The organism is Sandaracinus amylolyticus, from assembly GCF_000737325.1.
Lineage (GTDB): Bacteria > Myxococcota_A > Polyangia > Polyangiales > Sandaracinaceae > Sandaracinus > Sandaracinus amylolyticus.
In genome coordinates, this window is record NZ_CP011125.1 from 4,509,644 (window position 1) to 4,529,928 (window position 20,285).

Consider the following 20,285-nt stretch of genomic DNA (forward strand, 5'->3'; position numbering starts at 1 on the left):
TCTCCTCCGGTCGGCGAGACGCTCGCGTGCAACGCAGGTACCCGTGCTGCGCGTCGGGGGTGGCGGCGCGGCTCAGCGCGCGTCGCGCACCTTCGAGGGGCTCCGGCCGTGCCAGCGGCGGAACGCGCGGGCGAAGGCGCTCGCGTCGGTGAAGCCGAGCTCGATCGCGATGCGCGTGATCGCATCGTCGGTGTGCTCGACGCGGTCGAGGGCGATCGCGGCGCGCCGCGCGTCGACGAGCGCGCGGAACGAGGTGCCGGTGTCGGCGAGGCGCCGGCGGAGGGTGCGCTCGGTGACGCCGAGCTCGGCGGCGATGCGGCTCGCGCGCGCGTCGGGGCGCGCGGCGAGCGCGTCGGCGACGTGATCGACGAACGTGCGCTCGGGGGCGATGCGAGCGAGCTCGTCGCGGACGAAGCCGGTGACGAACGCGTGCATCGGCGCCGACGCGAGGCGCGGCACGGCGTCGAGGTCGGCGCGCGGGAGCACGATCGCGTTCTCGCCCGCGTCGAAGACGAGCGGCGCGCGCAGCACCTCCTCGAGCGCGCGCACGCCGCGCGGCGCGGCGTGGGCGAAGCGCACCTCGTCGACGCGGATCGGACCGTCGACGATGCTGCGCAGGCCGAGCACGAAGTGCGCGACGATCGACTCGCTCGCCGCGTCGACCCCGGCGGTGGCGGCGCCCGCGCGGGCCCAGCGCGCGACGACGCGCGAGGCGCCGAGCTCGACGCTCCACCGGCCGTCGTCGTTGATGACCGGGTAGTGCTCGGTCGCGGTGCGCAGCGCGTCGAGCGCGGTGGGCGCGGTGAGGATCGAGAAGCCGTAGGGGCCGAAGCCCTCGACGCGCGCGTGCGCGGCGACCTTCGAGGTGAGGGCGCGCCCCGCGTCGCGGGTGACGGCGTGCCAGAGCGCGTGCAGGCGCTCGACCGCGATGCGCCCGCCGCCGCCGCGCAGCACGTCGCCGGGGATGCGCGCGCGCGCGAGCAGAGCGGCGCGATCGAGGCCGGCGCGCTCGGCGATCGCGAGGATCTGCTCGACCGCGTCGGTGCGGACGGTGCTCGGCACGCGCTCCGAGGATAGCGTGTCCGCTCCGGCACGGTCGCGCGTCCGGAGCGGTCGAGTCGGTGGCGCGTGGGCTCGCTAGGTCTCGCGCATGAAGACCGATTGCTTGCTTCCGATCGCCGTCACGCTGGCGCTGTCGCTCGCGCACGGCGGGTGTGTGGATCCCGAGAGCGTGCCCCCGGCGACGCGGAGCGCGGGCGGCGAGGCGGCGGCGCGACGCGCGCTGGTCGTGGTGCCGTACGGCGCGCCCGACGCGCGGCGGGGCGACGCGGTGGTGCACCTCTTCGTCGAGGGTGCGCCGACGGCTGGAGACGCGTGCGCGGCGCCGGCGTGCGTGGCGCTGCGCTCGGGCGCGGACGGCGCGCTGGTGGCGGAGCTCGCGGCGGGGGCGCGGCTCGCGTACCGCGTGATGCCCGACGCGAGCTTCGTGCGGACGATCGCGAGCGGCGCGGTGGTCGAGCCGGGGGCGGGGCCGCTGCGCCTGCACACGGTGCCGCGCGTCGTGCTCGCGGCGATGTTCCGCGACGCCGGCGTGACGGCGCAGGACGGGCGCGGGCACGTCGCGGGCGTGGTGCGCGGGGCGGACGGCGCGCCGCTCGCGGGCGTGGTGCCGCGCATCGTCGACGACGCGGGGCGCGAGATCACGGCGGGGAGCCTGCTGGTGTCGCCGTCCGACGTGCCCGGGGCGCTCACGAGCGGAGGGACCGAGACGTCGTCGAGCGGCCGCTTCGCGATCGTGAACCTGCCGCCGAGCGGGTCGCTGCGGGTCGAGGTGTGGCGCGCGAGCGAGCGGATCGCGTCGGAGCGCATCCCGGTCGAGGCGGACGCGCTGAGCATCGTGTCGCTGCGCGCGAGCGAGGCGGCGCGGTGAGCGCGCGCGGGGTGGTCGTGGTGGCGCTGGGGATCGCGTGGGCAGCGAGCGGGTGCGTGGTGGTGCCCGCGTACCAGCGCGGGGCGTTCGTGGATCCGGCGATGGACCCGGCGTCGCGCGCGCTGGCGGTGCGCTCGCGGCGGCAGCTGTACACGTCGCGCGAGGCGGCGGCGGGCGGCGACGGAACGAGCGCGGGGGGCGGATGCGCGTGCGGGAATTAGTTGCCCAAGGGGGCTCCGCCCCCTTTCGAACCCCGGCCGCCGCCTCCGGCGGCGCTGCGCGGGGGCCCCTACGCCCCCTTGCTCGTCGTCGGCGGGCGCGTCTGGAGAACGGGTGTCGTCGGCGGCGGGCGCGTCTGGAGAACGGGTGTCGTCGGCGGCGCGCGCGTCTCGAGGACGGGTGTCGTCGGCGGCGGGCGAGTCTCGAGAACGCTGGTCGTCGGCGGGCGTGTCTGGAGAACGGGCGTCGTGCTCGGCGGGTGGTGCGCGGGTCGGTGAGCGCCGCGCTGCTCGTGGTGCTGCTCGCGGTGCCGGGGGTCGCGTCGTCGCAGGACGACGAGGGGCTGCGCTTCGAGCGCTTCGAGGCGCGGTTCGCGACGTTCGTGCAGCGCGGGGCGGGATGGCAGTCGCAGGCGAGCGACGATCCGCGGGCGCCGGGCAGCGAGGCGCTCGAGGTGTACCAGCCCGCGCTCTACGCGCGGCTGCGCGAGGGCAGGGAGACCGTCCACGAGATCACGGTGCCGATCGACGTGGTGACGAGCGCGTCGGCGGATGCGCTCGACGCGGTGTCGACGGCATCGCTCGTGAACGAAGCGGTGGGGCTCCACGTGGCGCACCGGTTCGCGCTCGACGCGGACACGCGCGTCACCGCGCGCTGGGGCGGCAACGTCGAGGAGACGCTGCGCTCGGGCACGGTGGGGCTCTCGATCGCGCGCGAGCTCGCGGAGGACAACGCGACGCTCGTGGTGTCGGCGGACGTGATCGCGGATCACCTCGATCGCATCCTGCCGAACGGGTCGACGCCCGAGGAGCGCGGGCGCGTGGCGGCGACGTTCAACGTGTCGCTCGCGCAGCTGCTCTCGCCGACGACGATGATCGAGCTCGCGGGCGGCGCGACGCTGCAGGCAGGAGAGCTCGCGACGACGTGGGGCTCGGTGCCGACGCTCGCCGGTGGGCGCGCGGCGGAGGTGCTCCCCGACACCCGCGCGCGCTACGCGGTGCGCGCGACGCTGCGCCAGGCGGTGCTCGAGACGATGACGTTCGGCGAGGCGGCGTACCGGCTCTACGCGGACGACCTCGGCGTGGTCGCGCACACGGGAGAGCTGGGGATCACGCAGTACGTGATCCCGGGGACGCTGTGGATCCGCGCGGACGCGCGGGTGCACACGCAGACGGCCCCGTGGCTCTGGACCTCGCTGCTGCAGGACGACGGGGCGCCCGGGCCGCGCACCGCGGACTCCGATCTCGCGGAGCTCGTCGCGATCGAGGGCGGCGGCGCGCTGCGCTGGATCTACGACCGCGGCAGCTGGCTGGAGCTCGAGGGGGCGCACTACGTGCGGACCAACGGGCTCGACGTGACGCGCGTCGCGCTGACGTGGGGCCAGGCGTTCTAGCGACTAGGCGCGGCCCGGGATCTCGTCGAGGAGCGTGAGCGCGGCGTCGTTCCAGCGCGCCTCGAACACGTCGCGCGGAGTCTCGAGGAGCGCGCGGAAGTGCGCGCTCTTGGTGAGCGCGTCGGAGCGCTCGTGCAGCTCGGGGCGTGCCTCGCGGATCGCGTGGAGGGCGCGCGCGTAGCCCGCGGTGGTCGGCATGCGCTCGCATCCGGCGACGAGCGCGTCGATCGTCTCGAGCAGGCTCTCGCCCTCGAGCATCGTCGCGACGCGCGCGCCCCACGCGTCGAAGAAGGGCCCGAGCGGGACGCGCAGCTCGGGGCGCGCGCGGAGCCCACGCGGCTTGCGCAGCGCGAAGTGTCGGTGGTTCTCGAGCGCCATCGACGAGCCGTCGATCACCGACTTGTAGAGCTCGCCCGCGGTCCAGAGCCGGCCCATGTGGCGGAGGTTGCGCTCGGCGTCGAAGGGCGAGGTCGTGAGCCCGTGGAAGTCGCGGCGCAGCGGGTCGGTGATCGGGAGATCCCACATGTCGATCACACGATCGAGATCGCCGAAGTTGTGCGCGATGCTCACCGACGCGAGCAGCGCGCCGACTCCGTCCTTCGCGCGCCAGAGCGAGCCGAAGATCTGCGAGTGCTGCTCGGTCTCGCGCGCGATCGCCTCGAGCAGCGATGCGCGCAGCGTCTTCGCGTCGGCGGCGCGGTACTGACCGAGCGCGGCGTACGCGCCCGCTGCGACGGTGAACCACTCGCCGGCGTGTCCGTGCAGCGGCACGTGCTCCCACTCCGTGCCCTTCGCGCCGTAGCTCGCGCGGCTCGTGAGCGGCGTGAAGTCCCAGCCGCGGCTCTCGAGGACGAGGCGCCCCATCTCGAGCGCGGTGACGAGCGGCAGGCCGGGCGCCCAGAGCTTGCGGCGGATCTGGTTGTCGACGTCGGTCGGCACCGGGGTCGCGCACGTGAGGTAGTGCGCGCTGACGCAGAGCCGGAAGTACTCGGCGTGAGAGAGCGACGCGGGCATCGCGCGATCGAGCTCGCGCACGAAGGTCGCGGGCGGCGTGTCGATCACGCCCTCGTCGAAGACGTACGGCGCGGTGTTGCGGACCTGCGAGAGGAGCAGCTCGGGCGCGATGCCGCGGGGCGCTTGGCTCGGAGCGGGGCGGGACACGAGCGAGGATATAGCGCGCGGGATCAGAGGATGCGGGACATCCACACGCTCGGGATCGCGGCGTCGAAGCCCACCTTCGCGTAGGCGCGACGCGCGGGCGCGTGGCTCGGGTCGCCGCCGGTGCCGACGGTCGCGGCGCGCATGCCGGCCTCGCGCATGCGTGCGAGCGCGAAGTCGTACATCGCGGTGCCGATGCCGTGGCCGGCGTGATCGGGATCGACGGCGTTGAGGCCGATCTCGCCGACCTTCGTGGTGGGGTCGAGGCGGACCGAGACGAACCCGACGACGATCGCGGCGCGCTGCGCGGCGTAGACCTCCCAGCCCGAGTCGGGCTGGAGCATCGACGCGAGCAGGGCAGGCTGTGCGGCGTCGTCGCGCGCCTGGACGAGCTCGTAGAGCTCGTCGCCGAGGATGGCGCGGAACGACGCGAACACCGGCGCGAACGCCGCGGCGCGGATCTGCTCGAAGCGCGGGAGATGCTCGGCGCCGGCGCGGGAGAACGAGAGGTCGTCGGCCATGCTCGACCGAGTCTGCGCGGGGCCGCGCGCGGCGTCGATCACGCGCCACCGGGTCCCCGCGCGGCGCTCAGAGGCCCCAGTGGCTCTCCAGCCATTGCGTCACGATCCCGACCTCGCTCGCGGGATCGCTACGCACCCCCGAGAGCGCCCGATCGAACATCACGATCTCGTAGACGTCGCCGTGGAGCCGCGAGTCCCTGGTGCCGATGCCGCCCCGGCCGATCCTGGCCTCGCTCGAGAGGCTCGAGAGCACCCGCACGCCTGGCGTGAACGTGCCGCCGACAGGCTGGTCGTCGGCCCAGATCGCGACGAGGTCGGTCGCACCGCCCATCGGGAGCGTGATCGTCTCGACCGATGCGCCGAGGACGTGCGGGCCGGCATCGATCTCGATCGGCGCGGTCGTCGAGACGCAGCTTCCGTCGAGCGTCACCTCGGCGCGAACACGCCAACCGAGCGCGAGCCCGGGCACGGCGCCGTTCCAGCACGACGCTGCGTGACCGTGATCGACGCCGAGCACCGCGCCGGGCCTGTCTTCGGTGCGCGCGACGACGAACATGGTGAAGCCCGCGGGTGACGCGAGCAGCGTCGCGAGCTCGAGCGCGAGCATGCCGTGATCCGCGGTCTCCTCGGACCACGCGGTGGTCGGCGTGAAGCGCACCGCCGGGCGCGGGCTGAGGAGGCCCGGCGTGATCGCGATCGGACCGGTGCCGGGTGCGGCGGCGATCGCGTCGCGGTGCGCCGACGATTGATCCCGCCAGCGCGTGATCGTGCGGCGATCGCGTGTGGTCTCGACGCCGCGATCGGCGCGCAGCCAGAGCGCGAGCCCGCCGACCCACGACGGCGTCGGCGTGCAGCTGCCGCTCGCGAGCTCCATGTGCGGCGGACAGCTCGGCAGATCCGGCGGCGGCACGACGACCAGCTCCTCGGCGCCGGGCTCGGCATCGCCGACGTCGAGCGCGCATCCGGCGAGCAGTGCCGCCACGAGCGCGGTGCATGCGAGCGCGCGCATCAGAGCCCCCAGTGACGGCGGAGCCAGCTCGTCGCGAGGCCGAGCTCGCTCGAGAGGTCGTCCGGCTCACCTTCGAGCGCGCGATCGAAGATCACGATCTCGTGCACGTCGCCGTCGAAGCGCGTGTCGGTCCCGGTGCTGCCGAAGCCGCGCCCGATGCGACCGTCGAGCAGCGGTGCCGTCGTGACGAAGGGCTCGTACGGATCGAGCACGTGCACGTGCTCGTAGGGACCGGCGTAGAGCTCGCGGAGGTGTCCGTCTCCGAAGAGCGGCACCGGCGAGGCGATCCCGGTGAGGATCCGCGGGAGCGGCTCGAACCACGCTTGAGCGACGAGCGCGCGGCAGTTCGTGTCCATCGTCGCGTGATCGGCGTCGCTGTACCCGAGGAAGAACGCGCCGCCTTCGCCCGCAGGGCAGCCCGTCGTGCCCACGCCGGCACCGAGCACGTGATCGTTCGTGGTCTCGCTCTCGCGGCTCGCGACGACCATCACGGTGACGCCGTGCGCGCCGGCGATCGGCGAGAGATCGACGGTGAGCATCCCGGTGTCCTGCGTCGCGACCGACCACGCGCCGCTCGGCACGAACCGAATCGCGTGGCGCGGCTCGATCAGCCCGGGGACGACGGCCGCCGGGCCGGTGCCGCTCACCGTGGCGACCGCGTGGCGATCGTTCGGCGACTGGTCCTGCCACTGCGTCACGCGGCGGCGATCACGGGCGGTGATCACGCCGCGATCCGCGCGCAGCCAGAGCTCGACCCCGCCGACGAACGTCGGGGTCGGCGTGCACCCGCCTGCGACCATCTCGGTGTACGGCGGGCAGAGCGCCTCGCGGGCGACGCCGAGCTCCGCGTCGCCGACGTCGGCGACGCAGCCGCTCAGCATCACACCGCACGCGACGAGCGCGCGCTCCCATCCGGTTCGAATCGCCATCGAGCCTCCCGTGATCGCGAAGACGTCTCGACGCGCGATCACGGGTGGACGGTGCTGGAGGTGCGACGCGCCGAGGAACTGAGGAGAACCCCAGGGCGCGATCAGAGCGACCAGTGCGCGCCGAGCCAGCGCGACGAGGCTCATCTCGCTCACGCCGTCGTTGGGGGTCACCTTGGAGCGCGCGGTCGGAGATGACGATCTCGTACACGTCGCCGCGGAAGCGCGTGTCACTTCGAGCACGAGGTGCACGATCACTGCGACGTGATCGCGCTCTCGACGCGCATCCCGCCGCCCTTCCGGCCCTGCGAGCCGTTCTTGCTCAGCTACGCGGCGGGCCACCACGCGACGTTCAGACCCGCGTTCCCCGAGCCGCTGCGCGTGCGCTACGAGCTCGAGCCCGACCGCGTCCGCATCTGGATCGCGCCGCGCCCGAGGGTGCGCGAGGTGGACCGACGTGCGCGTGGTGGCCGCTGCCGTGCGTCACGGATTCGAGAGCAGCAGGACGATGGCGTCGCTGCCGGCGACCATCGTGATCACGTCGTGCGCGAGGTCTCCGTTCACGTCGCCGATCAGGATCGCGCGCGGGACGCTGCCGACGCCGACGAGCGGGGGATCGGGCACGAAGAGCCCCGTGCCGTCGTTCCTGTCGATGTGGAGCGAGCTGTCCTCCCAGTGCGCGACGCGATCGACGTCGCCATCGTGATCGACGTCGCCGAGCGTCACGATGCGGACGCTGCCCGGGATCGTCTCGATCTCACCGACGTCGAGCGCACCTTCGTTCGCGCGCACGAGCTGGTAACCGGACGCACCGGAGAGCACGAGGTCGAGGTCGCCGTCGCCATCGACGTCACCGCTCGCGATCCGGTCCGCCCAGGGCAGCACGGGAGAGTCGGTCCGGGTCCACGTCGCCGCGCTGCTGGCGCCGCTGCCGCGGAAGGTCGCGAGCATGCTCGGCGTGTCGAACGAGTCCTTGAGCAACACGACGATCTCGGGCGCTCCGTCGCCCTCGAGATCCGCGACGATCAGATCGCTCGGGACGCGATCGGCGAGCACCAAGCCCGGCGCGTCCGTCAGCGTGCCTCCGTCGTTCCGGAAGAGCGCGACGTACGGCTGCGACGGGAACGGATGGACGAGCGCGGCGAGATCGTCGTCGCCGTCGTCGTCGAGATCGGCCGCGTCGAGCGCGTGCGCGTTGCCCGTCAGCCTCAGCGTCGTGATCGGCTCCGCGGGGCCGCTCGCGGCGAGCGGTCTCACCGAGATCTGCGGGGTGCGCGTGTCGATCCACGCCATCGCGGCGAGGTCCGCGGTGATGCGACCGACGGTGATGCGCGAGGGACCGAGCCCGCCCTCGAAGCGCTCCGCGGTCGGCGCGCCGTCGACGACGCGCACGAGCACGATCCTGCTCGGGTCGTACTCCGACGCGAGCAGCTCGAGCACGCCGTCGTGATCGAGGTCGGCCAGCGCGCCGTCGCCGGGATCGCGCACGTCGACGATGCTCGGCGCGCCGAGGCAGAGCTCGCCGGGATCGACGATGCCGTTGCCGCACGCGGGCAGCGTGCAGTCGGCCTCGCAGCCGTCGGCGTCGAGGTCGTTGCCGTCGTCGCACGCCTCGCCCTCGTCGATCACGCCGTCGCCGCACGCAGGGCCGGCGTCGCGACCCGCGTCGGAGGGCGCATCGGGAGCCGCGTCGCCCGGCGCATCCGTCGTCTGCGCGTCCTCGACGCGCGCGTCGACTGCGACGTCGCGACCCGCGTCGATCACGTCCGTCGCGCTCGATCCACATCCGACGAGCGCCACCACGAGCACCATCCAATTCCTGAGCATCGCGTCGCACCCTACGCGGGGCGCGCGATCTCGGGACCTGGGGACCTCCGTAGGTCGTCGCTCCCTGCGGATCTCCCCAGGTGCGCGTTCGAACCGTGCACGCATACCGTGCGCGTCATGTCGCGCTTGCTCGTGTGCTCCGTCCTGCTCCTCGCCGCGTGTGGATCGGACCCGGTCTCGCCCATCACCGACGCGGGCACCGACGCGCCCGTCGTCGACGCGTTCGTGCCGGACGACGCGCCGGTCGACGCAGCAGTCGTCGAGGACGCCTCGACGGCCGACGCGGGCAGCGAGACACCGGCCGAGCGCTGGGTGCGGCAGGTCGCGGAGGCGTGGTGCGCGCAGTGGCCGCGCTGCGGTGAGAACGCGCGGGTGTATGGCTCGCTCGCGGACTGCGTCGCGACGCAGTCGAGGCCGCTCGCGGAGCTGGCGGACGGGCTCGACCGCGGGACCGTGGAGGTCGATCCCGCGGGCGAAGCCGCGTGCCGCGAGGTCCTCGCGACGTCGTGCGATTGGCCCGCGTTCGACTTCGCGCACCCGCCCTGCCGTGACGCGCTCGTCGGCTCGGTGCCGCTCGGAGGTGCGTGCGGCACGAGCCTCGACTGCGGGCGCGACGCGGTCTGCGCGCACGCTGGCGGTGCGTGCCCGGGGGTGTGCACCGCGGCTCCCGACGTCGGCGACGAGTGCGATCCGCGCGCGCTCGCGCCTTGCACCCGCGCGCGCGAACACGGGGTCGTGTGCGATCCCGTCACCGGCGACTTCACGCGCGGCATCTGCCGCGAGATCCTGCGCGACGTCACGCGCACCCCGGGGGATCGCTGCGGCCGCATCGGCGACGCCGACGACGACGTGCACATCCTCCGCACGTGCGGCGACGGCATGGTGTGCACGCCTCTCGACGGCGAGAACCGGTGCGTCGTGCAGGTCCCCGAGGGAGGCCGCTGCTCGCGATCGAGCCTGCTCTGTGGCCCCGGTCTCGGGTGCTCCCTCGAGGAGCGCTGTGAGCGGCTCGAGGTGGTCACCGACGAAGGCGGCGCGTGCGACGGCACGATGCGGGTCTGCCAGTTCGATCTCGGCCTCCAGTGCGCGGGCGGCGTGTGCACGCGCTTCACCGAAGGGCGCGTGGGGGATTCGTGCTTCGATCCGTCGAGCGCCGAGTGCGACGAAGGCCTGCAGTGTGATCGGTCGATCGGCGAGTGTGCGGTCCCGCTGCCCGCGGGCGTGCCGTGCGGGCACGACACCCAGTGCGCGAGCTGGACCTGCCGCGACGGCCTCTGCACGGAAGCGTTGTGCCGATGAGCCGCGCAACCCGCGCGATGCTCGCGATCGTGCTTGCGGCGTGTGGTGGCGAGCCGAGCGCGGCGATCGACGCCGGGCTCGATGCTCCGGCGGACGCGTTCGTTCCTGCTGACGCGGCGGAGCCGATCGATGCTTCGCACGACGCGGCGAGCGAGGACGAGGACGCGCAGGTGCCGTCCGACGGCGGCAGCGCGTCGCCCGCCGAGCGCTGGGTGCGCGCGATCGCGCGAGCGCAGTGCGGTCGGTGGCCGCGCTGCGGAGATCTCGCGTCGTGGGTCGCGGTGTACGCGGACTGCGTGCCTGTCCTCGAGCGCTTCTATGGGTTCTACGGTGCGGCGCTGGAGCGTGGCGCGGCCGAGATCGATCCCGCGCGCGAAGCCGCGTGCATCGAGCACCTCGCCACGACGTGTGATCGCGTCGAGCTCGCGCTCGCGGGCCCTCCGTGCCGCGACGTGATCGTCGGGCGTGCTCCGATCGGCGCGGCGTGCGGGACGACGGTCGAGTGCGGTCGGGATGCGCACTGTGCGCATCCCGAGAACAGCTGTCCCGGGGTGTGCACCGTCGCGGCGGACGTCGGTGATGCGTGCTCGCTCGGTGAGCTCCATGCGTGCACGCGCGCTCGTGATCACATGGTCGAGTGCATGCCCGACGCGACGGGCACGAGCGGGACGTGCCGCGAGATCGTCGTCAGCGTCGCGAGCGTCGCCGGCGATCGCTGCGGTCGCATGGGGAATCCCGAGAGCGACGTTCAGATCGATCGGCGCTGCACGGACGGGCTCGTCTGCGCCGTCGTCGGTGACACGCAGCGCTGCGTCGAACCGCTCGAGGAGGGCGGTGCGTGCGCGCCCGGCCGTGTCTGCGGCGCAGGCCTGACGTGCTCGGCGTCGCGGTGCGTGCGCGCGATGCTCGTCGATGAGGGAGAGGCGTGCGACGGCGTGGCGCGCGTCTGTCCGATCGATCGCGGGATGCGTTGCCAAGCCGGCACGTGCGCGCGCGTGACCGACGGCGCGCCGGGCGCTCCCTGTGGTGATCCGACGAGCGCCGAGTGCGCGCCGGCGCTCGTGTGCGATCGGCGCGTGGGACGATGCGTCGCCCCGCGTGACGCCGGCGCCGCGTGCGAGCGCGACATCCAGTGCGCCAGCCGGACCTGCCAAGCCGGAACGTGCGCGGAGCTGCGCTGCCGCTGAGCGGCAGCGACGGCGACAGGAAAGCGTCCCCAGTAGGACCCGACACGTTCGTGACCCGCGCACTCTCGCTCGCAGCGTAGCTCCCGGTTCGCCGAGTCCTCGTGACCCGTCTCGTTCGACGGCGAAGAGCGCGGCTACGCGCACACGACGGTGGGCGACATCGCCGCGCGGGCGGGGCTCACCGAGCGCACGTTCTTCCGGCGCTTCACCGACGAGCGCGAGGTGCTCTTCTCGGGCTCCCAGGAGCTCGAGGGGCTCGTCGTGAGCGCGGTCGCCGCGGCGCCGTCCGGGCTCGCGCGGCGTGCCCGCGCAGACCGCGCGCCTCGCCTCGGAGATCGGCATCACGGTCTTCGTCCAGGCCTTCGAGCGCTGGATCGCGGCGCCTGCGCGCAGCCCGAAGTCGACGCTCGCCGATCAGATCCGCGCGGTGCTCGCCGAGCTGCGAGGGCTCGCAGCGCGAGCATCGCCACGCCGCGCAGGAGGTCGACGTGAGCCATCCGCGGAGCACGTCGAGGTGCTCCGGGCGCAGTCGAGGGTCCCGCGGCCTTCAAGGGCACGGCGCTTCGACGATCGCGGGCGTGCCGGTCCAGCCCGGGGCGCCGCTCGCGCGGAGGACGGTGCTCCCGCAGCGCTCATGAGCCGTGCCGGAGTTCGAGAGCCCTCCTTCCGGCGCCCAGGTCGTCAGGCTGCCGTAGATGTCGAGCGTGCCCCAGTTCCCGACGCCGACGCTCGTCTCCAGACTGCCCCCGACGGCGATGATCACCGTGCCGCCGGCGAGCATCCGGAACCGACCGCCCACCGTCAGCATGCCGTGGGTGGTGAGCGTGCCCGTGTTGGTCATGCCGATGTCGGCGGCGTGCAGGTCGAGGTCGCCCCGGTTCACGAAGGTGCCTGCGTTGTCGAGCGCGCCGTAGCTCTCGATGGCGCCGCCCACTTCGTTGGTCAGCGTTCCTTCGTTCAGCAGCCTCCCCCGATCGGCGTTGACCTGCATGCTGCCCGTGTTGGTGATCGTGCCGGCGTTGGTGAGCTGGCAGTGCAGCCGGATGCCGCCCGCGTTGACGAGCGTCGCTGCAGCGGCGTTCGTGAAGCCGCACGACACGGCGGCATCGGTGTACGTGTCGAGCGTGCCGGTGTTCGTGAGCGTGCCGCGGTTCTCGAAGCGGCGGCTGGTGTCGATGTGCCCGTGGTTCACGAGCGTGCCGGTGTTGGTGGCGCTCTCCCCCGCGGAGACGTTCGCGTCGAAGGTCGCGCCTGCCGCGAGCGTCATCGTCCCCGCGTTCAGGAACGCGCACGAGTCTCGGCTGGTGCACTCGACGGTGCCCGAGGCGACCGTCCACGTGCCCTCGTTGGTGAAGCGATGGAGCCCGAACGTCCCGTGGCTGGTGATCGTGCCGCCCGACGCGTTGACGAACGCCGAGGGGCCCTCCGCCGCGCCGGTCGTGAGCGTGTGGCGCAGGACGAGCGTGCCCTCGTTGGTGAACGTCGCCGGGGTGGCGGGGTCGGGCCCGCGCAGGACGAGCGTGCCGTCGATGATGAGCTCACCGCGGTTCACGAGCGTGCCCGTCACGGTGACGGTCGCGCATCGGAACGAGCGCACCGCCGCGCCGGCGGGGATCGTCACCGTGGTGCCTTCGGGGATGGTGACGAAGGTGCCGCTCGAGGGGACGACGCCACCCCACGTGGCCGCCGCCGTCCAGTCGCCGTCCGCGACGGCGGTGGCGCCCGTCGACGCCGTGCCGCACGCGACCGAGCAGTCGTCGGCGCCGAAGCCTTCGAGGCAATCGCACGTGTAGGCGCCGACACCATCGACGCACGTGCCGCCGTTCAGACACGGATTCACGCTCGGGCAGGGGACGTCGATGGTCTCGCAGGTCGGTCCCGAGAACCCCGCCGCGCAGGTGCAGACGTAGCCGCGCTCGTCGTCGGGGGCACAGGTGCCGCCGTTCGCGCAGGGCGTCCCCGCGCACCCGTCGACGACCTCGCAGCGCTCGCCCGCGAGCGGCGGCGTGCACGTGCAGACGAAGCCGCCTTCGTCGTCGGGCTCGCAGCCGTTGCCGACGCCGCACGGCCCCGGGTCCGTGTCGCACGGGCTCGGGGCGTCGCCGTCACTGCGAGCCCGCGATGCATCGTGGGGCGACGCGTCGAGGAACGATGCGTCACCAGGCGATGCGTCTCGCGTCGGGAGCGAGCCGGCGTCGCGATCGTCGGGAGTGACGTCGGAGTCACACCCTCCGAGCGCGACGGTGGCCACGAGCACGAGCGCAGACGCGAGGAACCGAGTCGAAGGCATGGGCCGAGGCTCTGCCTCGCAGTGCGGCGCCGCTATCCGGAAAGCGAAGCGACACGGATGGCACGCGCCGCGCGCTTCACGGACAGGGCGACTCGACCATCGCGGGATTGCCGCCCCACGACTCCCCACCGCGAGACAGGCTCACCGTGCTGCCACAGCGCTGGTGGACCGTGCCTTGGTTGTTGAGATGACCGCGGCTTCCGCCCACCACGAGTGTCCCTTCGACGTCGTACGTGCCCCAATTGCCGATCGGCTCGAAGGCCTCCAGCAGACCGCCCGCGACGATGTGCAGAGTGCCGCCCTCCTGCGCCTGGAACCGCCCCACGACGGAGATCGTGCCGTGGTTCGTGAGCGTGCCGCTCTGGATGGACACCCTCCCGTCCGGCTGCGCGCTCAGCCGTCCTCGGTTCACGAACGCGCCGAAGAGCTCCGTGAGGCCCGCGACGCGGATCACACCGCTGGCCTCGTTCGTGAACGTTCCGTGGGCACGCATCACACCGCGCGCGTCCAGGATGCCGGTGTTCGTGAACGCGCCGTGGCTCGCGAGCGGGCAGTTCGAGTCGATCGTCCCCGAGCTCGTCAGCGTGCCCGTCCCGCCGTTGGTGAAGGAACAGCCGATCTCCCCATCGAAGATGGTCTCCATCCTGCCGGTGCTCTCGAAGATGCCGCGGTTCTCGAACACGCGGCTCGTGCGGAACGTCCCGTGGTTCACGAGGCTGCCGCTGCTCACCGCGGTCTGCACGGGCGGGACGCTGACGTCGAGGACGGCGCCTGCGGCGACCGTCACGGTTCCCGAGCTGTCGAATGCGCACGACGTGTTGCTCGTGCACCCAGCAGCGCCGTCCGCGATCGTCCACGTGCCGCCGTTCGTGAGACGGTTGAACGTGACGCTGCCGCGGGTCGTGAAGGTGCCACCGGCGGCGTTGACGAACACCGAGAGCCCGGCCAGGCCCGCGGTGCTCGACAAGCCATCGTCGAGCACGAGCGTGCCCTCGTTCCGCAGCGTCGCTGCCACGGCCGGGCTCGGCCCGCGCAGGTTGAGCACCCGGTCCGCGGTGAGGTGGCCACGGTTCACGAGGGTGCCGGAGACGCTGATGCCTGCGCAGCCGACGGAGCGCACCGTCACGCCGGCGGGGATCGTCACGGTGCGTCCCGTGGGGATCACGACGAAGGTGCCACTCGAGGGAACGACCCCGCCCCACGTGGCGGGCGCGGTCCAGTCGCCGTCGACGACGGCGGTGGCCGTCGCGCCGCTGCACGAGACGGAGCAGTCATCGCCACCGAAGCTCGGCGCGCAGTCGCAGTCGTAGTCGTCCAGTCCATCGACGCACGTGCCGCCGTTCAGGCACGGGTCGGGGGTCGGGCAGTCGTCGACGTTGGTGAGGCACGTCGATCCCGAGTACCCCGGCGGGCAAGCGCACGTGAAGCCATCGACTCCGTTGGTGCACGTGCCGCCGTTCAGGCAGGGGTTCGAGAGACACTCGTCGATGCGCGCGCACGTGTCGCCGAGGAAGCCCGGGGCGCACGCGCAGCGGAAGCCCTCTTCGCCTTCCGGGGTGCACGTGCCGCCGTTCAGGCACGGGCTCGTGGTGCACAGGTCCACGCTCCCGCACGTGTCACCGACGTACGGGGCCGGGCACGTGCACGCGAAGGCGCCGTCCTCGGTGTGCGCGCACGTGCCGCCGTTCGAGCAGGGGCTCGCCTCGCAAGGGTCGGGGTGCTCGCAGAGCCGGCCGACGAAGCCCTCGACACAGTCGCAGCGAACGCTCCGCTCGTCGATGTGCGTGCAAGCGCCGCCGTTCATGCACGGGCTCGTCGTGCACCAGTCCAGCATGTCGCAGCGCGCCCCCACGAGCGGAGGCGGACAGCACGCGACGCCGCCGTCGCTGAGAGGCGTGCAGTTGGCGTCGCCGCAGGGATCGGTGCTGCATGCGTTGCCGGCGTCGCCCGTCGGGCTGGCGTCGAGCGTGGGATCGACGCCGGCGTCGAGGAGCGGGTCGAGGCCGCCGTCGCGCATCGATGAGTCGCCCTCGGGCGGCGTCCCTCCGTCGGGAGCGGCGTCCGACCCGCACCCCGAGGCGAGGGCGACGGTGAGCACCAGCAGCACGGACCCACGAAGTGCACGCGACGCAGAAAGCATGGCGGCGATGGTCAGCGCGCCCTCCGGCCGCCGCTATCCGAATTGCGAAGCAGCACGAGAGGCGCACCGCCGGCGCGCTCGGTCAGCCGACAGGCACCCAGCGCCGCGCGCGCGTCTGCATGGGGCTCTCGCCGAACCGCGCCTTGTAGCTGACGCTGAACCGACCGAGGTGCGTGAAGCCCGCATCGTGCGCGACGTCCGTCACCGAGCTCGCGACGTCGTCGGTCAGCAGCCGCACGCGGGCACGCTCGAGGCGACGCGCGCGGACGAACTCGAGCGGCGAGCAGCCTCGGTGCTTGCGGAAGCCCGCCTGCAGCGAGCGCGCGCCGACGCCGGTGAGCTGCGTGAGGTGTGCCATGGTGACCTGCCGATCGGCGTTCGCCTCGAGGAACTCCGCTGCACGTCGCACGTGCGCCGGCTCGGCCGCTTCCGTGCGCACGAACAGCCGCGCGTGGCTGTGGGGCTGGGTCAGCAGCAGCTTGAACAACAGGGCCTCTGCGAGCCGCTCTCCCATGCCCGCCCCTTCGAACGAAGGGTGTTCTTCGTCCGCTTCTCTCAGCACGTGAGAGAGCAGCGCCCGGAGCGGAGTGACCTCGGCCGCGTCGAGCTCCACACGCGGCCGGAATCGAACCTCGCCCGAGGCCACGCCGGTCAAGGTCGTCATCGCGTCGCGCACGGCGTGGTGCGGCATGTTCAGCTGGACGATCTGACTGCCGGACTCGACGCTCACGCGGCTGCACTGGCGCGGATGCGCGAGCAGGCCCGTGCGGCCGCGAACGATCGGGACGACTCCGTCACCCGTCGTCGCCTCCACCGAGGCCGCGCTCAACGCGAACGACAAGAGATAGGTGTCCGTCTCCGGACAGTCGGCGAGGGAGCGGCCCTGGGTCTCGTGGGTCGAGAGCGTCAGTGGACCGAGCGCGAGCTGGTGCGCGCGCCAACCGAAAGCCTCTCTGCTCGAGACCTTGTGGATGCGCACCGGCGCCGTCATCCGGCTGTAGACCGACGACGCCTCGTCGAGCTCGCACGTCTCGAAGCGCGAGAAACGAGAGAGCGGCAGCGCGAGCGCGGGTGAAGACGTCACGACGCCCGAGGATCGCGGATCCGCGGTCGGGGACAAGCCCGAACGGCCCCGGGGCTCTCGGCGCCCGAGACGCCGCGGCCTCGGTCGAGGAGACTCCGCCCGTCTCGTCCCGGAGAAGCCATGTCCCTACGCATCACCGCCGTCCGCGGCGACATCACGAAGGGCCGACGTGGACGCGATCGTCAACGCGGCGAACGTCGCGTGCCTGGGCGGCGGCGGGGTCGACGGCGCGATCCACCGCGCCGCGGGGAAGAAGCTGCTCGAGGGCTGCCGCGCGCTGCCCGAGGTGTCCCCCGGCGTTCGCTGTCCGGTGGGCGAGGCCCGCATCACACCGGGCTTCGAGCTCCCGGCGCGCTGGTCATCCACACCGTCGGCCCGCGATACTCCAGGTCGCCGAGCGACGCCGTGCGTCTCGCGTCGGCGTTCCGTAGCTCGCTCGTGCTCGCCGAGCAGCACGCGCTGCGCAGCATCGCGTTGCCCGCGATCTCTTGCGGCGTGTACGGCTATCCGAGCCCCGAAGCGGCGAACGTCGCCGCGTCCGTGGTGCGCGAGCGCGCGTGGGCCCTCGACGAGATCCGCGTCGTGCTCTTCGACGAGGCGACGCGGAGCGCGTTCGAGGAAGCGCTACGCTCGCCGGCGTGAAGCCGGAAGACGCCGCGGAGATCGTGGGCGCGCCGCTCGCGTGAGCGCCCTCCGCCGAGCACGAACATGCCCCCACGGAGAGCACGCTATGCAGCGCTCCTCCGCGGCGTGGCGCCGATGAACGCCTCGATGCCGGAGAGCTCGCGCGCGTTCGAGCGCGCGGGGTTCGAGCACGTGAAGACGGTGCTCGCGAGCGGGAACGTGCTGTTCGACGCGCCGGAGCTGCTGGCCTCCGCCGAGCGCGTTCTCACCGACCTCGGCGTACTGTGGACGCGGCTCGACTCCAAGGGCGCGAGCCCTTCAAGCGACCGTGTTCCCCGCGGGCGTGACCTTCGACAGCGAGGCGTTTGGAACCCCGCAAATCGCGAGTGTCTTCCTGCACTTGCGCGCCGTCGGCGCGCCCGGAAGTGGCGGAGCGTCCCCAGAGGGATTCGAACCCTCGTAGCCACCGTGAAAGGGTGGAGTCCTGGGCCTCTAGACGATGGGGACGGTGGTACTTCTGTTCGGACGGGCTCTGACGCGCTCTGGCTCGCGCGCCCGGCTCCCTATGACGAGGGCGCGGGGTGTTTGGGCCGTGCAGGGCTCGAACCTGCCACCGTCGGGTTAAAAGCCCGCTGCTCTGCCGGCTGAGCTAACGGCCCTCGGGAGAGCCGCGAGCCTTTACTCCGGCGCGCGCGATCGGTCAAGGAGAGTGGGATGTGGGTTACGCGCTGCGTCAAACACGTGACGCCACCCGTTGTGCCGCGCCTGCCAGCCGGTTGACGCAGTGGCACGCCGGACGTGAACCGCATGCCACGGTTGTCATGGTGGCTACGTCACTCGCCACCGCACACCCACGGCGCACGACGTGCGCCGCAGCGCATCCGACGTTCGGCGCCGAAGTGCGACGGAACTCCGGCGAAGCTCGGACGTCCGAAGCCGCGGTGAGCCCTGGCGCACGCGAAAAAAGGCCCCGACCGCCGCGACACAGGTGTGGCGCTCCGGCCGCGCTCGATCGGGGGCGGAATGCAGCAGACCTCGCGAGAGTTCGCTGGCACGTGCGTTGCTGACAGGGACCTCCACGAACGAGCAGGCGCTCACGAGGCGCCGAGACGGAGCGGCAGCGCGGACACCAAGAGGCGGCGGAGGAGATCATGGGCGAGACGACGACGGTGGTGCTGGTCGCAGAGCGCGACAGCGAGTGGCAGAGCTGGATGGACCAGCTGTGCTCGACCGGCGCCGACGTCCGCATCCTCGCGCAGCGTCCCGCCGAGTCCGCGAGCGCGTTCGCGGCGCGCGTCCGCGCGGAGATGCAGCACGAGACGGTCGTCGACGAGGCGGTGCTCGTCGGCGGTCTCGCGTGTGACCCCGAGGTGCTCGCGGCGCGTGCGTTGGTCGTGCGTGCGCTCACCTCGCGGATGCCGTTCGCGGGGCGCCTGCACCTCGACGGCACGCCGCGCACGCGGCTCGCGATGGAGGCGCTCGCGCAGATCGTCAGCGACCAGCTCCAGGCGAGCGGTGTCGAGGTCGTGAGCGAGCGCGCGCCGGCGGCCCGTCCGATGGCGCTTCCGCTCGCCGCCTGAGCGAGCCCGGCGCGCTTCGAGCTCGCGAACGACGACGCGAGCCGCGGACTTCCGCGGCTCGCGTTCGCGCTTGTGGCTGGAGATCCCTCGCCGCTCTTGCGTGCGCTCCTGGACCGCGGGTACGAAGGGACGTGCGCGGTCCCACCCCGAATTGTCCGATCTCCCGTGACCCGATGCGCCCGTGGCTGCGCGTCCCCGGCGACTGGCGACGTCCCGTCGAGCGCGCCGAGTACATGACCTACTGGTGCGACCGCTGCGCGTTCGGGATGGTGCACCCGAGCCCGACGCCCGACGAGGTCGCTCGCGCGTACGACGTCGACTACTACACGCACGACGCGCACTGGGGCGGCGCACGGCGGCGCACGATCGAGCAGCGCGTGCGCGAGCACCTCGCGTGGCGCGTCGATCGAAGCAAGCCCACGCACGACGCGCTCGCCGACGTGCTCGCGGGGCCCCCGCTGCGCATCTGCGAGATCGGCTGCGGCAACGGCCTCGCGGCCGGACGGATGCGCGACCTCGGGCATCACCTGACGTGCGTCGAGATCGACCCGGCGGCGCGCGCGATCGCGCGGGATCGCGGCCTCGAGGTGCACGAGGGGACGGCCGAGCAGCTCCCCGCGGCGCTCGAGGGTCAGCGCTTCGACGTCGTCGTGATGATCCACGTGCTCGAGCACTGCATCGATCCCGTCGCCGCGATGCGGAACGTCGCGCGCTTGCTCGAGCCGTCGGGGCGCTTCGTGTGCGAGGTGCCGAACAACACGTGCCGCGCGCTCGAGCGATCGGGGCCGGCGTGGGCGTGGTTCGACGTGCCGCGCCACCTCCTCTTCTTCAGCGAGAGCAGCCTGCGCGCGTTGTGCAGCGCGCAGCAGCTGCGCGTCGAAGAGGTCCGCTACACCGGCTACTACCGGCAGATCGCGGAGCCGTGGGTGAACGAGGAGCAGCGCATCCACGACGCGCTCTCCGCGCGCGGCACGAGCGTGTTCGCGCGCAACAGCGCGCGTCGCGCGTGGGGCTTGCTCGCGCGCACCGCGTTCGCGCCCGACGCGCAGAAGTACGACTCGCTGATGATCGTCGCGCGCGCGTGAGCACCGGCCGCTC

The 20,285-nt window shown here is 72.9% G+C and carries 17 protein-coding genes, 2 tRNA genes and 1 pseudogene; 9 read left to right on the forward strand and 11 right to left on the reverse strand.

All coding sequences use genetic code 11. The features are described from left to right. Nucleotides 1-72: 72 nt before the first annotated feature. Complete coding sequence (locus DB32_RS19145) at nt 73-1,062, reverse strand: AraC family transcriptional regulator (RefSeq protein WP_053233915.1); 990 nt, start codon at nt 1,060-1,062, stop codon at nt 73-75. An 88-nt stretch (nt 1,063-1,150) separates the two neighbouring features. Here DB32_RS19145 and DB32_RS19150 point away from each other — a divergent pair, with 88 nt between their 5' ends. The 3 genes from DB32_RS19150 to DB32_RS19160 all read left to right on the forward strand — a co-directional run bounded on the left by DB32_RS19150 (nt 1,151) and on the right by DB32_RS19160 (nt 3,542). Beyond that, nucleotides 1,151-1,930, forward strand: a complete 780-nt coding sequence (locus DB32_RS19150; RefSeq protein ID WP_053233917.1) for a hypothetical protein — start codon at nt 1,151-1,153, stop codon at nt 1,928-1,930. Beyond that, a complete protein-coding gene (locus DB32_RS19155; protein ID WP_053233919.1) occupies nt 1,927-2,151 on the forward strand; it encodes a DUF4266 domain-containing protein in 225 nt (74 codons plus the stop codon). The genes DB32_RS19150 and DB32_RS19155 overlap by 4 nt, the downstream gene beginning before the upstream one ends. A gap of 260 nt (nt 2,152-2,411) precedes the next feature. Continuing rightward, entirely contained in the window at nt 2,412-3,542 is a 1,131-nt protein-coding gene (locus tag DB32_RS19160) for a DUF3570 domain-containing protein (RefSeq protein ID WP_157069176.1), read from the forward strand. A 3-nt stretch (nt 3,543-3,545) separates the two neighbouring features. On the opposite strand, the gene DB32_RS19165 is transcribed toward DB32_RS19160, so the two are convergent. The 5 genes from DB32_RS19165 to DB32_RS46890 form a co-directional block, all read right to left on the reverse strand. Beyond that, the gene (locus DB32_RS19165; protein ID WP_053233923.1) at nt 3,546-4,703 is read right to left on the reverse strand and encodes a hypothetical protein; all 1,158 of its coding nucleotides are present in this window, start codon (nt 4,701-4,703) and stop codon (nt 3,546-3,548) included. Between the two features lie 23 nt (nt 4,704-4,726). Further along, entirely contained in the window at nt 4,727-5,221 is a 495-nt protein-coding gene (locus tag DB32_RS19170) for a GNAT family N-acetyltransferase (RefSeq protein ID WP_053233926.1), read from the reverse strand. Nucleotides 5,222-5,288: 67 nt separating this feature from the next. Then, the gene (locus DB32_RS19175) at nt 5,289-6,230 is read right to left on the reverse strand and encodes a hypothetical protein (RefSeq protein ID WP_053233928.1); all 942 of its coding nucleotides are present in this window, start codon (nt 6,228-6,230) and stop codon (nt 5,289-5,291) included. Then, the gene (locus DB32_RS19180; RefSeq protein WP_157069177.1) at nt 6,230-7,159 is read right to left on the reverse strand and encodes a hypothetical protein; all 930 of its coding nucleotides are present in this window, start codon (nt 7,157-7,159) and stop codon (nt 6,230-6,232) included. The genes DB32_RS19175 and DB32_RS19180 overlap by 1 nt, the downstream gene beginning before the upstream one ends. A 480-nt stretch (nt 7,160-7,639) precedes the next feature. Further along, nucleotides 7,640-8,983 carry an FG-GAP-like repeat-containing protein gene (locus tag DB32_RS46890; RefSeq protein ID WP_157069178.1) on the reverse strand — a complete coding sequence of 448 codons (1,344 nt, stop codon included), beginning with the start codon at nt 8,981-8,983 and terminating at the stop codon, nt 7,640-7,642. Between the two features lie 117 nt (nt 8,984-9,100). Between DB32_RS46890 and DB32_RS46895 the strand changes: the two genes are divergently transcribed. The 3 genes from DB32_RS46895 to DB32_RS50270 all read left to right on the forward strand — a co-directional run bounded on the left by DB32_RS46895 (nt 9,101) and on the right by DB32_RS50270 (nt 11,961). After that, nucleotides 9,101-10,282: a hypothetical protein gene (locus tag DB32_RS46895; RefSeq protein WP_053233934.1), complete on the forward strand. Its 1,182-nt coding sequence runs from the start codon at nt 9,101-9,103 to the stop codon at nt 10,280-10,282. Further along, nucleotides 10,279-11,469 (forward strand): hypothetical protein, encoded by a 1,191-nt coding sequence (locus tag DB32_RS19195; protein WP_157069179.1) that lies wholly within the window; start codon nt 10,279-10,281, stop codon nt 11,467-11,469. Before DB32_RS46895 ends, DB32_RS19195 begins: the two co-directional genes overlap by 4 nt. Before the next feature lie 150 nt (nt 11,470-11,619). Then, nucleotides 11,620-11,961 (forward strand): hypothetical protein, encoded by a 342-nt coding sequence (locus DB32_RS50270; protein ID WP_053233939.1) that lies wholly within the window; start codon nt 11,620-11,622, stop codon nt 11,959-11,961. A gap of 55 nt (nt 11,962-12,016) precedes the next feature. On the opposite strand, the gene DB32_RS19205 is transcribed toward DB32_RS50270, so the two are convergent. The 3 genes from DB32_RS19205 to DB32_RS19215 form a co-directional block, all read right to left on the reverse strand. After that, a complete protein-coding gene (locus DB32_RS19205; RefSeq protein WP_053233940.1) occupies nt 12,017-13,759 on the reverse strand; it encodes a calcium-binding EGF-like domain-containing protein in 1,743 nt (580 codons plus the stop codon). Between the two features lie 76 nt (nt 13,760-13,835). After that, nucleotides 13,836-15,866, reverse strand: coding sequence for a hypothetical protein (locus tag DB32_RS19210; protein WP_053233943.1), 2,031 nt, complete (start codon nt 15,864-15,866; stop codon nt 13,836-13,838). A gap of 115 nt (nt 15,867-15,981) precedes the next feature. Beyond that, nucleotides 15,982-16,983, reverse strand: coding sequence for an AraC family transcriptional regulator (locus DB32_RS19215; RefSeq protein ID WP_053233945.1), 1,002 nt, complete (start codon nt 16,981-16,983; stop codon nt 15,982-15,984). A 169-nt stretch (nt 16,984-17,152) separates the two neighbouring features. Here DB32_RS19215 and DB32_RS19220 point away from each other — a divergent pair. Continuing rightward, nucleotides 17,153-17,625: pseudogene (locus DB32_RS19220) on the forward strand (macro domain-containing protein). Nucleotides 17,626-18,041: 416 nt separating this feature from the next. On the opposite strand, the gene DB32_RS19225 reads toward DB32_RS19220, so the two are convergent. Next, nucleotides 18,042-18,114, reverse strand: a tRNA-Glu gene (locus DB32_RS19225). A 79-nt stretch (nt 18,115-18,193) separates the two neighbouring features. Next, nucleotides 18,194-18,266, reverse strand: a tRNA-Lys gene (locus tag DB32_RS19230). Between the two features lie 492 nt (nt 18,267-18,758). On the opposite strand from DB32_RS19230, the gene DB32_RS19235 reads away from it, so the two are divergent. Together DB32_RS19235 and DB32_RS19240 are read left to right on the forward strand one after the other, a co-directional pair. Beyond that, nucleotides 18,759-19,187, forward strand: a complete 429-nt coding sequence (locus DB32_RS19235) for a hypothetical protein (protein WP_053233947.1) — start codon at nt 18,759-18,761, stop codon at nt 19,185-19,187. Nucleotides 19,188-19,360: 173 nt separating this feature from the next. Further along, a complete protein-coding gene (locus tag DB32_RS19240; protein WP_053233949.1) occupies nt 19,361-20,272 on the forward strand; it encodes a class I SAM-dependent methyltransferase in 912 nt (303 codons plus the stop codon). The last annotated feature ends 13 nt before the right edge of the window (nt 20,273-20,285 follow it).

Bases quoted from the DNA above. Each gene is read 5' to 3' on its own strand.
- DB32_RS19205 (WP_053233940.1), bottom strand. From the start codon at position 13,759: ATGCCTTCGACTCGGTTCCTCGCGTCTGCGCTCGTGCTCGTGGCCACC.
- DB32_RS19240 (WP_053233949.1), top strand. From the start codon at position 19,361: ATGCGCCCGTGGCTGCGCGTCCCCGGCGACTGGCGACGTCCCGTCGAG.
- DB32_RS19235 (WP_053233947.1), top strand. From the start codon at position 18,759: ATGGGCGAGACGACGACGGTGGTGCTGGTCGCAGAGCGCGACAGCGAG.
- DB32_RS19150 (WP_053233917.1), top strand. From the start codon at position 1,151: ATGAAGACCGATTGCTTGCTTCCGATCGCCGTCACGCTGGCGCTGTCG.
- DB32_RS46895 (WP_053233934.1), top strand. From the start codon at position 9,101: ATGTCGCGCTTGCTCGTGTGCTCCGTCCTGCTCCTCGCCGCGTGTGGA.
- DB32_RS19180 (WP_157069177.1), bottom strand. From the start codon at position 7,159: ATGGCGATTCGAACCGGATGGGAGCGCGCGCTCGTCGCGTGCGGTGTG.
- DB32_RS19170 (WP_053233926.1), bottom strand. From the start codon at position 5,221: ATGGCCGACGACCTCTCGTTCTCCCGCGCCGGCGCCGAGCATCTCCCG.
- DB32_RS46890 (WP_157069178.1), bottom strand. From the start codon at position 8,983: ATGCTCAGGAATTGGATGGTGCTCGTGGTGGCGCTCGTCGGATGTGGA.
- DB32_RS19175 (WP_053233928.1), bottom strand. From the start codon at position 6,230: ATGCGCGCGCTCGCATGCACCGCGCTCGTGGCGGCACTGCTCGCCGGA.
- DB32_RS19195 (WP_157069179.1), top strand. From the start codon at position 10,279: ATGAGCCGCGCAACCCGCGCGATGCTCGCGATCGTGCTTGCGGCGTGT.